Annotated in this window: 15 protein-coding genes; 3 read left to right on the top strand and 12 right to left on the bottom strand. The window is 71.7% G+C overall.

Annotated elements, in window-relative coordinates:
* The first annotated feature begins 394 nt into the window (after positions 1–394).
* A complete protein-coding gene (locus tag ACP4E5_RS25250) occupies positions 395–1042 on the top strand; it encodes an SCO3374 family protein (RefSeq protein WP_425832374.1) in 648 nt (215 codons plus the stop codon).
* Here ACP4E5_RS25250 and ACP4E5_RS25245 read toward each other — a convergent pair.
* The 10 genes from ACP4E5_RS25245 to ACP4E5_RS25200 form a co-directional block, all read right to left on the bottom strand.
* Positions 1021–1356 (bottom strand): histone-like nucleoid-structuring protein Lsr2, encoded by a 336-nt coding sequence (locus ACP4E5_RS25245; protein ID WP_266711306.1) that lies wholly within the window; start codon positions 1354–1356, stop codon positions 1021–1023. The two genes, ACP4E5_RS25250 and ACP4E5_RS25245, sit on opposite strands and share 22 nt — an antisense overlap.
* Positions 1357–1606: 250 nt before the next feature.
* Positions 1607–2167 (bottom strand): amino-acid N-acetyltransferase, encoded by a 561-nt coding sequence (locus tag ACP4E5_RS25240; RefSeq protein ID WP_326020024.1) that lies wholly within the window; start codon positions 2165–2167, stop codon positions 1607–1609.
* A gap of 9 nt (positions 2168–2176) precedes the next feature.
* Positions 2177–2593, bottom strand: coding sequence for a BlaI/MecI/CopY family transcriptional regulator (locus tag ACP4E5_RS25235; RefSeq protein ID WP_326020051.1), 417 nt, complete (start codon positions 2591–2593; stop codon positions 2177–2179).
* A gap of 125 nt (positions 2594–2718) precedes the next feature.
* Complete coding sequence (locus ACP4E5_RS25230) at positions 2719–2907, bottom strand: hypothetical protein (protein ID WP_425832371.1); 189 nt, start codon at positions 2905–2907, stop codon at positions 2719–2721.
* Positions 2908–2920: 13 nt separating this feature from the next.
* Complete coding sequence (locus ACP4E5_RS25225; RefSeq protein WP_425832369.1) at positions 2921–3520, bottom strand: hypothetical protein; 600 nt, start codon at positions 3518–3520, stop codon at positions 2921–2923.
* Positions 3521–3580: 60 nt separating this feature from the next.
* Entirely contained in the window at positions 3581–4378 is a 798-nt protein-coding gene (locus ACP4E5_RS25220) for a type III pantothenate kinase (RefSeq protein ID WP_425832367.1), read from the bottom strand.
* The gene (gene nadC, locus ACP4E5_RS25215; RefSeq protein WP_425832365.1) at positions 4378–5388 is read right to left on the bottom strand and encodes a carboxylating nicotinate-nucleotide diphosphorylase; all 1011 of its coding nucleotides are present in this window, start codon (positions 5386–5388) and stop codon (positions 4378–4380) included. Before nadC ends, ACP4E5_RS25220 begins: the two co-directional genes overlap by 1 nt.
* Positions 5385–7100 carry an L-aspartate oxidase gene (locus ACP4E5_RS25210; protein ID WP_425832363.1) on the bottom strand — a complete coding sequence of 572 codons (1716 nt, stop codon included), beginning with the start codon at positions 7098–7100 and terminating at the stop codon, positions 5385–5387. Before ACP4E5_RS25210 ends, nadC begins: the two co-directional genes overlap by 4 nt.
* Complete coding sequence (panC, locus tag ACP4E5_RS25205) at positions 7097–8056, bottom strand: pantoate--beta-alanine ligase (protein ID WP_425841636.1); 960 nt, start codon at positions 8054–8056, stop codon at positions 7097–7099. Before panC ends, ACP4E5_RS25210 begins: the two co-directional genes overlap by 4 nt.
* A 71-nt stretch (positions 8057–8127) precedes the next feature.
* The gene (locus tag ACP4E5_RS25200) at positions 8128–9027 is read right to left on the bottom strand and encodes a Rossmann-like and DUF2520 domain-containing protein (protein WP_425832361.1); all 900 of its coding nucleotides are present in this window, start codon (positions 9025–9027) and stop codon (positions 8128–8130) included.
* Between the two features lie 170 nt (positions 9028–9197).
* On the opposite strand from ACP4E5_RS25200, the gene ACP4E5_RS25195 reads away from it, so the two are divergent.
* Entirely contained in the window at positions 9198–10361 is a 1164-nt protein-coding gene (locus tag ACP4E5_RS25195) for a threonine aldolase family protein (RefSeq protein ID WP_425832359.1), read from the top strand.
* Between the two features lie 47 nt (positions 10362–10408).
* Here ACP4E5_RS25195 and ACP4E5_RS25190 read toward each other — a convergent pair whose 3' ends face one another.
* Positions 10409–10645 carry a hypothetical protein gene (locus tag ACP4E5_RS25190; RefSeq protein WP_425832357.1) on the bottom strand — a complete coding sequence of 79 codons (237 nt, stop codon included), beginning with the start codon at positions 10643–10645 and terminating at the stop codon, positions 10409–10411.
* A 177-nt stretch (positions 10646–10822) separates the two neighbouring features.
* Here ACP4E5_RS25190 and ACP4E5_RS25185 point away from each other — a divergent pair, with 177 nt between their 5' ends.
* A complete protein-coding gene (locus ACP4E5_RS25185) occupies positions 10823–11929 on the top strand; it encodes a DUF5937 family protein (protein ID WP_425832355.1) in 1107 nt (368 codons plus the stop codon).
* 46 nt (positions 11930–11975) lie between these two features.
* Here ACP4E5_RS25185 and ACP4E5_RS25180 read toward each other — a convergent pair whose 3' ends face one another.
* Positions 11976–12650, bottom strand: a complete 675-nt coding sequence (locus ACP4E5_RS25180) for a response regulator (RefSeq protein ID WP_425832353.1) — start codon at positions 12648–12650, stop codon at positions 11976–11978.
* Positions 12651–12714: the final 64 nt, after the last annotated feature.

Here is a 12714-nt window from a genome sequence, read left to right as displayed (position 1 = left end):
GTCGGTCCCCTCCCTGTCCTTCCGCAGCTTAGTCCCGCAAGCGGGGACCGCTCATTCCATCTGCCGACACCCGTTCATGGTCTCCTGCCCCGAACGCCGACAACTGCTCCAACCCGATGGTGCGAGACGATGTTCCCGCAGGCCAGGCAGATACCCCCACCATCAGTACGCCGATGGCGAACGCAGACTGCCCGTTCCGCACGTGTCGCCCCTCCCACTAGGGATGTCTTACCCGTAAGGACTGACACTCCATGCGGCGCACCCCGGTTCCCTCCGCTACGGGCGAACAACTTTGCGCCGCCCAGCGCTCCCGTACGCCCCTTTTCCGGACACACTACGCATGCGGTCGGCGACGGTGCGTAACCCCGGGGCGTCGGTGGGTGTTGCTCCTGGCATGGTCACCACTTCCGGCACGACCGTTCCCGCTCCCCGGCCCCCGCTGACCGACACCGGACGCGATCCGGTGCGGCGGTGGTACGAGGATCAGCTCGGCTGGGCGACCGCGGCGGGGCCCGACGGCGCACTGCTGCACACCGGGCTGCGCTTCGACGTCCTGGAGGTGCCGGCCGACGCCGGCTTCGCGATGCTGCGCAGACTCGATCCCCGGTCACCGGTGGCCGTGTGCGGGGAAACGATGCGGCTGCTCGTCGCGGCGGGCAGCGCGGACGAACTGCCGGGGCTGCTCGACTGGCTGGAATGGGGGGCGCTGCCCCTGGATCTCGTCGCCGTCGGGGCGGGCGGTCTCATCGACGCGCCGACGCCTCCGGGGTGGTCCGGCTCGCAGGAGGCCGCTGTGTGGGTGCGGCCCCCCGAGCCCGGCTGCGAGGTGGAACCGGTGCTACCGGCCCTGACGACCCTGACGGCCGTCTCGACCTGGTCGGTCGTGGGGGGCGGTGGGGGCGCCCCCGATCTCGTACGCCTCGTGGACACGGCGGCGACACACTGCCACCGGGCCCGCCTGCGTCGCGGCGCGGCTGCGCCGGCGACCACGTCAACAAAGCGACCAATGCGGCCGTCCCGTCAGCCGTTGGCCTTCTCGTAGGCCTCGCGGATCGACTGGGGAACCCGGCCGCGGTCGTTGACCTCGTAGCCGTTCTCCTTCGCCCACGCGCGGATCTGCGCGGTGTCCTGGTTGCCGCCGCCGGACGTGGCGCGCGCCTTGCCCCGGCCGCTCGAGCGGCCACCGGTGCGACGACCGCCCTTGAGGTACGGCTCGAGGAGGCCACGGAGCTTGTCCGCGTTGGCGGTGGTGAGGTCGATCTCGTACGACTTCCCGTCGAGCGCGAACGTCACGGTCTCGTCCGCCTCGCCACCGTCGAGGTCATCGACAAGAAGGACCTGAACCTTCTGTGCCACCGGATTTCCTTTCATCGAAATCTGAAGGGCGGCCCCGCGACCACGGCCGCTGATTCGCCGTCCCCTTGTTATATGCAGTACTGCAGTACGTCGGAAAGCAAACCGCTTTTGCCCGAAAAACACAAACCCCTGGCTGAGATCGGGGGAGAGATCTCGGAGTTGAACACTGCCCGACCGACCCAAAAACATGCGCGATTCGGACATAGGGAACCGTTGCGAGCACGCATGCCGGAATAGCGTCCGGCAGCGATCACAGATGCAGAAGCATCCGGCTGTTGCCCAAGGTGTTCGGTTTCACTCGTTCGAGACCGAGGAACTCCGCTACGCCCTCGTCATAGGAACGCAGCAGCTCACTGTAGACATCGGTGTCGACCGTATCGACGGGTGTCTCGCCGATCTCCACGAAGGCGTGCTTGGCGAAGAACTCGACTTCGAAGGTGAGGCAGAAAACCCGCCGAACACCGATCCAGCGCGCGGTCTGAAGAAGCTTCTCGAGCAGCAGATGTCCGACACCGGACCCCTTGACCTGCGGATCGACCGCGAGCGTGCGGACTTCCGCGAGGTCTTCCCACATGACGTGCAGTGCGCCGCAGCCGACCACAGCGGCGTTGTCGTCGCGTTCCGCGACCCAGAACTCCTGGATGTCCTCGTAAAGCGTCACGGTGGCTTTGTCGAGCAGGATCCCCTGTCGGCTGTACGCGTCGAGCAGGCGGCGCACCTCGGGCACATCGGCCGTCCTCGCCCTGCGTACGGTCACTGCTTTACGGGTCGATTCGACGGTTGACCCGACTTCGGGGAGCTCTGCTGGCATGCCCGGACGCTATCGCCCGGCTCCGTCGCCCGCTTCCTCGGGGGCCGAGGGGACTTCGGCCGGCAGTTCGGGCGAGACGATCCGCATGGCGTCCCTGAGTGCTTCGCGCTGTCCCGGCGACATCATCCCGAAGAACGCGACGAGCGCGGCGGCCGGGTTGTCGCTCTGCGCCCAGGCCTCGTTCATCAGCGCGGCGGAGTACGCGGCCCGTGTGGAGACCGCCTCATATCGATAGGCCCGGCCTTCCGCTTCGCGGCGCACCCAGCCCTTCTGATGGAGATTGTCCAATACGGTCATGACGGTCGTGTAGGCGATGGACCGTTCCTGTTGGAGGTCCTCCAGGACTTCCCTCACGGTGACCGGGCGGTTCCACTTCCACACCCGTGTCATCACTGCGTCTTCGAGTTCTCCCAAGGGGCGCGGCACGAGAAGCACAATAGTGGGAGAAGTCGGTAATTCAACGTGGGACGTGGCGATGATCGCCGACCAATGACAAAAGGGGCGCCCGGTGGGCGCCCCTCACTGCGGTTTCCGTACGGCCGCGTCCGCGCTCAGGCGGTCGCGTCCTGCTGCGCGCCGCCGCCCTGCCGGGCGGCTTCGGCGCGCGCGATGGCGGCGTCGACGGCCGCGTCCTCCTTGGCCTTCTTGTCGCCGCCCTGCGACTTCACGATGGTCACGATCAGACCGATGAAGAACGCGGCCATCACGACCGGGGGCACGAGCGCGGAGACGTAGTCCATACCCCCAGAGTAGCTACCCGACGGCCAGCCGTTGCGGCGGGGCCGGGGGTTGGGTGGGGCGGCGTTTCGGGGGGAAGACCTCGGCCGGGGTGGGGACCGGGCGCTGGGGGGTCTCGGGGGCCGGGCGCGCGGGCTTGTCGGCGTCCGCGGCCGACAGGCCGCCGGGCAGGGCGAGCAGGTGGGTGCGGGAGGCCGGGACGCGGGTCCGGTACAGCGCGTCGAACTTGTCGCGTACGCCCTGTTCCGCCAGGTCGCGGCAGCGGGCGAGGAGGGCCGCCGCGCCCGGGTTCCCGGGCAGTGCGCGCAGCGCCGCGAGGTCGTCGGCGCCAGGCCTGTGACCGGCCGCCAGAGCCTCCTTGAGGAGGCTCAGATAGCCGGGGGCGGAGCCGGGCAGCGCGGCCCGGTAGCGGTCGAGGTCGGAGCGGAGGAAGGCCCGCAGGCGGATGCCTTCCCGGGTCGTCTCGTCGACCGACTCCGCGAGCCGGAGACAGGCCCGGACGTCCTCGTCCGAGACGGGGCTGGGATGGAGGGCGAGGGCGAGGGCGCGTCGGAGCACACGCAGCTCTTCCGCACCGAACGCCATGCCGCCGCGATTTCCGTAGGGCGTGGGCATGAAATGACGGTACGGCCTATTACGGACAAATCGGCTTAACCGGCAATTTCCGGGCGTGCCTCAGAGTCGCGAGACGTTCCGCTCGTACACCAGCCGCAGCCCGATCAGCGTCAGCCACGGCTCGTGCTCGTCGATCACCGTGGCCTCGCCGAGGACCATCGGCGCGAGCCCGCCCGTCGCGATGACGGTCACGTCGTCCGGGTCCTCCGCGAGCTCCTTCGCCATCCGGTTCACGACCCCGTCGACCTGGCCCGCGAACCCGTACACGATGCCCGCCTGCATCGCCTCGACCGTGTTCTTGCCGATGACGCTGCGCGGCCTGGCCAGCTCGATCTTGCGCAGCTGGGCGCCGCGCATGCCGAGCGCCTCGACCGAGATCTCGATGCCAGGCGCGATCACGCCGCCCGCGTACTCGCCGCGCGCGGACACCGCGTCGAAGGTCGTGGCCGTGCCGAAGTCCACGACGATCGCGGGGCCGCCGTACATCTCGACGGCCGCGACCGCGTTGATGATGCGGTCGGCGCCGACCTCCTTGGGGTTGTCCATGAGGATCGGGACGCCGGTCTTGATGCCGGGTTCGACCAGGACGGCGGGTACGTCGCCGTAGTAGCGGCGCGTCACCTCGCGCAGCTCGTGCAGGACCGAGGGGACGGTCGAGCAGATGGCGATCCCGTCGATGCCGTCGCCCAGTTCGTCGCCGAGCAGCGGGTGCATGCCCATCAGGCCCTTGAGCAGGACGGCGAGTTCGTCGGCGGTTCTGCGCGCGTCCGTGGAGATGCGCCAGTGCTCGATGATCTCCTCGCCGTCGAACAGGCCGAGAACGGTGTGGGTGTTGCCCACGTCGATGGTGAGCAGCATCAGGCGTCCGCCTCGCGCAGGTCGAGGCCGATGTCGAGGATCGGCGAGGAGTGGGTCAGGGCGCCCACGGCGAGGTAGTCGACGCCCGTCTTCGCGTACGTGGCGGCGTTCTCCAGCGTGAGGCGGCCGGAGGACTCCAGGAGCGCGCGGCCGTCGGTGATCGCCACGGCCTCCTCCGTCTCGCCGGGCGTGAAGTTGTCCAGGAGGATCAGGTCGGCGCCCGCGTCGAGAACCTCGCGCAGCTGGTGCAGCGTGTCGACCTCGACCTCGATCGGCAGACCGGGGAAGCGCTCGCGCACGGCCTGGAAGGCCTGGGCCACGCCACCGGCCGCGACCACGTGGTTGTCCTTGACCAGGGCCGCGTCCGACAGAGACATGCGGTGGTTGACGCCGCCGCCCATGCGGACCGCGTACTTCTCCAGGGAGCGCAGGCCGGGCGTCGTCTTGCGGGTGTCCCTGACCTTCGCCTTCGTACCGTCCAGAACGTCCGCCCACGCGCGCGTGGCCGTCGCGATGCCCGAGAGGCGGCACATGATGTTGAGCGCGGTGCGCTCGGCGGTGAGCAGGTCGCGGGTGCGGGTGGTGACGGAGAGCAGCTTCTGGCCCGCCTCGACCCGCTCGCCGTCCTCCGCGTGCCGCTCGACCTCGAACTCGTCCGCGGCGACGACGGAGATGACCGCTTCGGCGACGCGCAGGCCCGCCACGACGCCCGCCTCACGGGCCGTGAAGTCGGCGGTGGCGACGGCCTCTTCGGGGATCGTGGCGACGGTCGTGACGTCCACGCCGCCGTCCAGGTCCTCGGTGATCGCCATGTGGGCGATGTCCTCGATCTCGACCGGGTGCAGGCCCGCGTCGAGCAGCAGTTGGGCGAGCGACGGGTCGAGGCCGCACTCCATGACGTCGGCGGCGTGCTCGCCGTTCTCGTCGGCGCGCTGCGCACATCCGCAGTTGTCGCCGCAGCCGCCGGTGTCGGCGAGGGGGAGGTCGGGGTTGGCGCTCACGTCGGTCACTGCTCCTGAGGGTTCTCTGCCGTTGCCGGGAAGTCTGCTGTGGGGGTGGTGTACGTGGCCAGGGTCCGGTCCGGATTCAGGCGTACGACGATGTGGCGGCGCCACGTGGCATCGTCGCGGTCCGGGTGGTCCTCGCGCCAGTGGCAGCCGCGGGTCTCCTCGCGGCGGCGCGCGGCGGCGACCAGGACGCGGGACACGCACAGGAGGTTGGTGGCCTCCCAGGTGTCGACGCCGGGTTCGGCCGTCTTCCCGTTCTCCGTCAGGGAGTTGACCGCTTCGGCGTGGATGCGGCCGAGCCGGGCGGCGGCCTCGGCGAGGGAGTCCGCGGAGCGCAGGACGCCCGCGCCCGCCGTCATCACGCGCTGGATGGCGAAGCGCGCCTCCGGGGGGAGCAGCGGGTGCGTCGGGGTCCGCGGGTGCTCGACGGGCGCGGGCACGCGCGCGTGGAGGCTGTTCTCCGCGTGCCGGCGCTCGATGTCCTCCGCGATGCGCTCCGCGTAGACGAGGCCTTCCAGAAGGGAGTTGGAGGCCAGCCGGTTCGCCCCGTGGACGCCCGTGCAGGCGACTTCCCCGCACGCGTACAGGCCCGGCACCGTGGTGCGGCCGAAGAGGTCGGTGCGGACGCCGCCGGAGGCGTAGTGCGCGGCGGGGGCGACCGGGATGGGCTCGGTGACCGGGTCGATGCCGTGGGCGCGGCAGGCCGCGAGGATCGTGGGGAACCGGGTCTCCCACATGTCGGCGCCGAAGTGCCGCGCGTCCAGGTACATGTGCTCGGCGCCGAGCTCCTGCATGCGGCGCGTGATGCCCTTGGCGACGATGTCGCGGGGCGCCAGTTCGGCGAGTTCGTGCTGCCCCACCATGAAGCGCACGCCGTCCGCGTCCACCAGGTGCGCGCCTTCGCCGCGGACGGCTTCGGAGACGAGCGGCTGCTGTCCCTCGGCGTCCGCGCCCAGGAACAGCACGGTCGGGTGAAACTGGACGAACTCCAGGTCGCTGACCTCGGCGCCCGCGCGCAGGGCGAGGGCCACGCCGTCACCCGTGGACACGTGCGGGTTCGTGGTCGCGGAGAAGACCTGGCCCATGCCGCCGGTCGCGAGGACGACGGCGGGCGCGAGGACCGCGCCGACGCCGTCGTGCTGGCCCTCGCCCATGACGTGCAGGGAGACACCGGCCGTGCGGCCTTCGGTGTCCGTCAGCAGGTCGAGGACCAGGGCGTTCTCGACGGTTTCCAGTCCACGCGCGCGTACGGCCTCGACGAGTGCGCGGGAGATCTCCGCCCCGGTCGCGTCGCCGCCCGCGTGCGCGATGCGGCGGCGGTGGTGGCCGCCCTCGCGGGTCAGCTGGAGGTCGCCCTCGGCCGACTCGTCGAAGTGCGCGCCGGTCCCGATCAGCCGGCGGACGGCGTCGGGCCCCTCCGTGACGAGGGTGCGCACGGCCTCCTCGTCGCACACTCCCGCGCCCGCGACCAGGGTGTCGTCCAGATGCTGCTCGGGGGTGTCGCCCTCGCCGAGCGCCGCCGCGACGCCGCCCTGCGCCCAGCGCGTGGAGCCGTCGTCGAGGCGGGCCTTGGTGACGACGACGGTGCGCAGGCCCGCGGCCTCGCAGCGCAGCGCCGCGGTCAGGCCCGCGACTCCGGAGCCGACGACCACGACGTCCGCTTCGACGTTCCAGCCGGGGGTGGGGGCGTGGAGCCTTATGCCGGTGCTGCTCACGAGTGGCCTCCGAAGGTCAGCGGCAGGTTGTCGATGAGGCGGGTGGCGCCCACCCGCGCGGCGACCGCGAGGACGGCCTCTCCCTCGAAGCCGTCGGTCACGTCGGTGAAGTCGCGCGGGTCGACCAGGGCTACGTAGTCGAGCTCGATCGGCGGCGACATGCGCCCCGCCTCGTCGAGGATCATGCGGGCCGCCGCCAGGACGGCCGAGGGGCGGCCCGGGGAGGCCGTGGCGACGGCGTGTGCGTCGGCGGCGGCCCTCGCCTCGCCGATCTTGCCGAGCGCCTTCGCCCGCGCGTGCGGGGTCGGGCTCTCGGCGGCACGCGCGCGCAGCGCCTCCTGGGCCGCATGCCGGTCGCGGCCCGTGAACAGGGCGTCGGAGAGGGCGAGCGCGCTGCGGCGCTCGGCCGGGGACAGGTAGCGGTTGCGGGAGGAGAGCGCGAGCCCGTCGTCCTCGCGGACCGTGGGCACGGCGACGATCTCCACGTCGAAGTTCAGATCGCGCACCATGCGGCGCACCAGGGCGAGTTGCTGCGCGTCCTTCTGGCCGAAGAGGGCCACGTCCGCGCGCGTGAGGTGCAGCAGCTTGGCGACCACGGTGAGCATGCCGTCGAAGTGGCCGGGGCGTGAGGCGCCTTCGAGCCGCTCCCCCATGGGGCCCGCCGTGATGCGGACCTCGGGCTGACCGCCCGGGTAGACCTCGTCGACGGACGGGGCGAACACGGCGTCCGCGCCCGCCTGTTCGGCGATCTTCACGTCGGCTTCCAGGGTGCGCGGATAGCGGTCGAGGTCCTCGCCCGCGCCGAACTGGAGCGGGTTGACGAAGACGGTGACGACCACTTCGCCGTCCGCCCCCGCGCGGGCCCTGGCCGCACGGATCAGGGTCGCGTGGCCCTCGTGCAGTGCGCCCATCGTCATGACGACGACACGCCGGCCGGTACGCGTGCGTGCCCGCATGTCCGCGCCCTTGTGAACGAGCCGCACATGCGACGTCCCCGTGGGGATCGCCTTTATGGAGTCCGTGGGGCTCATCGGGTCTCCTCCGTACCGCTCGCGAGGACGCCCAGCAGGTCCTCGGCGAGCTCCGGCTTCAGCAGGCCGTGCGCGAGCGCGCGGTCGGCGGTCGCACGGGCCATCGCGAGATAGCCGGCGACGGTCCCCGGGGCGTGCTTGCGCAGCTCCGTGATGTGGGCGGCGACGGTGCCCGCGTCGCCGCGCGCCACCGGGCCCGTGAGGGCCGCGTCGCCGGACCTGAGCGCGTTGTCGAGCGCCGCGCCGAGCAGCGGGCCCAGCATCCGGTCGGGAGCGCCCACGCCCGCCTCGCGGAGCAGCTCCATGGACTCCGCGATCAGGGTGACCAGGTGGTTCGCGCCGAGCGCGAGGGCCGCGTGGTAGAGCGCGCGGTTCTCCTCGGCGATCCACTCGGGTTCGCCGCCCATCTCGATGACCAGGGCCTCCGCGGCGAGCCGCAGCTCCTCGGGCGCGGTGACACCGAACGAGCAGCCCGCAAGCCGCTGGACGTCGACGGCGGTGCCGGTGAACGTCATCGCGGGGTGCAGCGCGAGCGGCAGTCCGCCCGCGCGCAGCGCCGGTTCGAGGACCTTGGCGCCGTACCGTCCCGAGGTGTGCACGAGCAGCTGTCCCGGCCGTACGGCGCCGGTCTCGGCGAATCCCTCGACGAGGCCCGGCAGGACGTCGTCAGGGACGGTGAGGAGCACCAGGTCGGCCTGCGCGAGGACCTCGGCGGGCGGCACCAGGGGCACGTCGGGCAGCAGCGTCGCGGCCCGCCGCACGGAGGCGTCGGAGACTCCGGAGACGGCGACGGGGCGGTGCCCGGCCAGTTGCAGGGACGCGGCGAGCGCGGGACCGACACGGCCCGCGCCGACGACGCCCACGGTGAGACGGGCGGGGCGGTCCTTGGGATCCATGGGCTCGGATCGTGGGTTCGGAGAGGGTGTAGTCACGAGGCGATGGCCTTCCGTTCCAGTCCGCTCGGGGTACCGGACGATTTCTCGTCATGTTAACGCTATCTGTGGGCGAGGGGCCCGGCCGTCCACAGGCTGTGGGCAAGCGCACGCCGGTGCGCCATGATCGACAGATGGACGGAACCGCCGAGAACACTGCCACCTCCGAGAAGACGCGGGCCGAACGGCTGATCGCGGCGTTGCGGGGCGCCGAGCGCACCCTGGGCCGCAGGCCGAACGAGGCCACCTTGGGCGAGCGCTGGGAGAGCCTGTCCGCCGCCGCGGCGACGGTGGCCGACCTGTCGGACGACGTCGACGTCTACGGGGGCGGCGTCGTGGCCGACCTGGAGGCGGAGGTCGCCGCGCTGCTCGGCAAGGAGGCGGCCGCGTTCTTCCCCACCGGCACCATGGCGCAGCAGGTCGCGCTGCGCTGCTGGGCGGGCCGGACCGGCAACTCCACGGTGGCCCTGCACCCGCTGGCGCACCCCGAGGTCCACGAGCGGGAGGCGCTGACCACGGTGGCGGGGCTGCGCACCGTGCACCCCACGAAGGCGGCGCGGCAGATCGACGCCGACGACGTGCACGACCTGGACGAGCCGTTCGGGACGCTGATGCTCGAACTGCCGCTCAGGGACGCCGGGTTCGTGCTGCCCACCTGGGAGGCGCTGGAGGAGGTCTGCGAGGCGGCACGCGCGCGTGACGCCGTGATCCACTTCGACGGGGCCCGCCTGTGGGAGACCACGGCGCACTTCGGGCGCCCGCTGGACGAGATCGCGGAACTCGCGGACAGCGTCTACGTCTCGTTCTACAAGTCGCTCGGCGGCCTCAGCGGCGCGGTGCTCGCGGGCCCGCGGTCGTTCGTCGGCGAGGCCAGGACGTGGCGGCACCGCTACGGCGGCCAGGTCTTCCAGCAGTTCCCGCAGGCGATCGCGGCGCTGGTGGGTCTTGAGCGGGAGTTGCCACGGCTTCCCGAGTACGTGGCGCACGCGCGCGTGCTCGCGCAGGCGCTGCGGGAGGGCTTCGCCAAGGCGGGTGTCGCCGGGGCGCGGGTGTTCCCCGAGGTGCCGCACACGCACCAGTTCCGGGTCTGGCTGCCCTACGACGCCGAGGCGCTCACGGAGGCCGCGATCGCGCAGGCGGAGGAGACGCGGACGGCGCTGTTCGGGTCCTGGCGGGCCGAGGGCGCGGTGCCGGGGTTCGCGACGACGGAGGTCACGGTCGCCGCGGCGGGTCTTGAGTGGGACCCGGACGACGTCCGCGCGGCCGTCGCGGACTTCGTGGAGCGGATCGCTTCGTAGGAGCGCACCCCCTCGTAACTCGTAAGAGCGCACCCCCTCGTAAGGGCTCAGCAACCGGCGGGGTGGCCGCGGCGGCCCGAGAAGCGGCGCCCCGACAGCCGGCGGGTCAGCGCCGCCCGGATCCGGCCGCGGGCCGGGCGGCCGGCCACGACCGCCTTGAACCGGCGGTAGTCGCGCAGTTCCCGCAGGGCGGCCACGTCGTGCAGGCCGGGCGCCGGCGGGGCCGCTTCGCCGCGCTGGGCGGCGCGGTAGAGGTCGATGGCGTACTGCTGCGTGACGCTCATGTCGGATACCTCACTCTTCATCTCGATTGTCGCGCTACACCCAGAAAACATCCTGTTTGCTGCGCTTCGGGGCTGATGAGTAAGAGACTGCGCCCGGCGCCGCCGCGTGGTCACGTCGATTGACGGGAGCCGTCAATCGACGACCCGACTGTCAGTGGCGGCGTGCACCATGGGGTCATGAGCGTGAGCATCGACATCGCGGGCCTGACGCCCGAGCGGATCAGCGTGGTGCCCTCGCCCCTGGCCGAGTTGGGTACGGCGCTGCACGCGCTGGCGGAGCCCGCGCACCACCCGGGCCTCCAGGGGTGGGCGACGAGTGTGTCCGCGCGCTTGGACGCGTGCCTCGCGGACCGGTTGTGCGAGGCGGACTTCCTGTGGCGGACGACGTTCTCCGACGTCTTCATGCCGTTCGCCGGGATCCCGGGGCAGCGCATGCTGCCGGGGGCCACGCTCGCCGAGGACCTCGACCTGCTGGACAAGCTGTCCGACGAGCAATTCGTCGATGCCGCACTGGAGTTCACCTGCCAGCTGTCGTACGGGAATCCGGGCCCGGGCCGCCTGTCGGACCCGCGCACGCGTGAGCGCGCCCTCGAGCTGGCGGCGGCGCGCGGGGCGCATCAGGTGCGGTTCACCCAGCGCCTCCTGGACGATCCGCCGGCCATGCGCGCCTGGTTCCGCGAGCTGATGGAGGACTGCGACGAGGCGTTCTTCGCGGACACCTGGCCGCGCTTGCAGCACCAGTTGGCCGCGGACGCCCGGCACAAGAAGGAGTTGTTGCGGCGCAAGGGGATGCGGGAGGCGCTCACGTCCGTGTCCGCGGCCGTCTCGATGGACGAGTCGGGGCGCACCGTATCGGTCGACAAGGTCGTGTCGGGCCGCACGGTGACGGCACAGGGCGGCCTCGTCCTGGTGCCGACGAGCCTCGGCTGGCCGCACCTGATGGTGCTGCACCGGCACGCCTGGCAGCCGGTGATCCACTACCCCGTGGCCGCACCGGGTCTCGCCTCGCCGCCGTCCGTGGAGCAGCTGACCCGGAGGATGTCGGCGCTCGCCCACCCCGTGCGCATGCGCCTGTGCCGGCATCTGGCCCGCGGCCCGTACACGACCGGTGAACTGGCCGACGCGCACGGGATGACGGCGCCGGAGATATCCCGGCACTTGACGGTGCTGAAGAAGGCCGGGCTGATCACGACGCGGCGGCAGGGCCGTTATGTGCAGCACCAGTTGGACCTGAGCGTGGTCTCGCGCCTCGGCGGGGACTTCATCGAGGGAGTGCTGCGCTGACTCGTGCTGCGCCGACCGCCCGGCCGGGGCCTGGTGCCCCGGGACCTCAGGCCCCGGCGCCGCCCGCCCGGACGAGCCCCGTCTCGTAGGCGAGGACGACGACCTGGACGCGGTCGCGCAGGTCGAGCTTGGTCAGGATGCGGCCCACATGGGTCTTCACCGTGGCCTCGGACAGCACCAGGCGCGCGGCGATCTCTCCGTTCGAGTGCCCCTGGGCGACCAGGACCATGACCTCGCGCTCGCGCTCGGTGAGCCGCTCAAGGCGCTTGTGCTGCGGCTGGTCGGGGCTGCTGGGCAGCATCGGGGCGAACCGGTCGAGCAGCCGCCGGGTCGTGGACGGGGCGACCACCGCGTCCCCGCTGTGCACGGCGCGGATCGCGGCGAGCAGCTCGCCCGGCGGCACGTCCTTGAGCATGAAGCCGGAGGCCCCCGCCCGCAGCCCCGAGAACGCGTACTCGTCGAGGTCGAAGGTGGTCAGGATGAGGACCTTGGGCGGGTCGTCGTCGGCGCAGATCCGCCGCGTCGTCTCGACCCCGTCGAGCTTCGGCATGCGGACGTCCATGAGGACCACGTCCACCGAGGCCGAGCGCAGCACCTCCAGCGCCTCGACGCCGTCGCCCGCTTCGGCGACGACCTCCATGTCCGGCTGTGCGGCCAGCACCATCCGGAAGCCGGTGCGCAGCAGCACCTGGTCGTCGACGAGCATGACCTTGATCGGCATCGGGCGGTCCTCACTTGTACGTGTCGTTGGACTTGATCGATGGGCTTGTACGTGTCGGACGGAC

The sequence above is a fragment of the Streptomyces fractus genome, assembly GCF_049844455.1.
GTDB classification, from domain to species: domain Bacteria; phylum Actinomycetota; class Actinomycetes; order Streptomycetales; family Streptomycetaceae; genus Streptomyces; species Streptomyces fractus.
The sequence above is the reverse complement of the archived record's forward strand: the minus strand, read 5'-3'. Positions and strand labels throughout refer to the sequence as shown.

Excerpts from the sequence above, each read along its gene's own strand:
- ACP4E5_RS25250 (WP_425832374.1), top strand. The coding sequence starts at position 395 with ATGGTCACCACTTCCGGCACGACCGTTCCCGCTCCCCGGCCCCCGCTG.
- ACP4E5_RS25240 (WP_326020024.1), bottom strand. The coding sequence starts at position 2,167 with ATGCCAGCAGAGCTCCCCGAAGTCGGGTCAACCGTCGAATCGACCCGT.
- ACP4E5_RS25230 (WP_425832371.1), bottom strand. The coding sequence starts at position 2,907 with ATGGACTACGTCTCCGCGCTCGTGCCCCCGGTCGTGATGGCCGCGTTC.
- ACP4E5_RS25225 (WP_425832369.1), bottom strand. The coding sequence starts at position 3,520 with ATGCCCACGCCCTACGGAAATCGCGGCGGCATGGCGTTCGGTGCGGAA.
- ACP4E5_RS25220 (WP_425832367.1), bottom strand. The coding sequence starts at position 4,378 with ATGCTGCTCACCATCGACGTGGGCAACACCCACACCGTTCTCGGCCTG.
- panC (WP_425841636.1), bottom strand. The coding sequence starts at position 8,056 with ATGCGGGCACGCACGCGTACCGGCCGGCGTGTCGTCGTCATGACGATG.
- ACP4E5_RS25200 (WP_425832361.1), bottom strand. The coding sequence starts at position 9,027 with ATGGATCCCAAGGACCGCCCCGCCCGTCTCACCGTGGGCGTCGTCGGC.
- ACP4E5_RS25195 (WP_425832359.1), top strand. The coding sequence starts at position 9,198 with ATGGACGGAACCGCCGAGAACACTGCCACCTCCGAGAAGACGCGGGCC.
- ACP4E5_RS25190 (WP_425832357.1), bottom strand. The coding sequence starts at position 10,645 with ATGAGCGTCACGCAGCAGTACGCCATCGACCTCTACCGCGCCGCCCAG.
- ACP4E5_RS25185 (WP_425832355.1), top strand. The coding sequence starts at position 10,823 with ATGAGCGTGAGCATCGACATCGCGGGCCTGACGCCCGAGCGGATCAGC.
- ACP4E5_RS25180 (WP_425832353.1), bottom strand. The coding sequence starts at position 12,650 with ATGCCGATCAAGGTCATGCTCGTCGACGACCAGGTGCTGCTGCGCACC.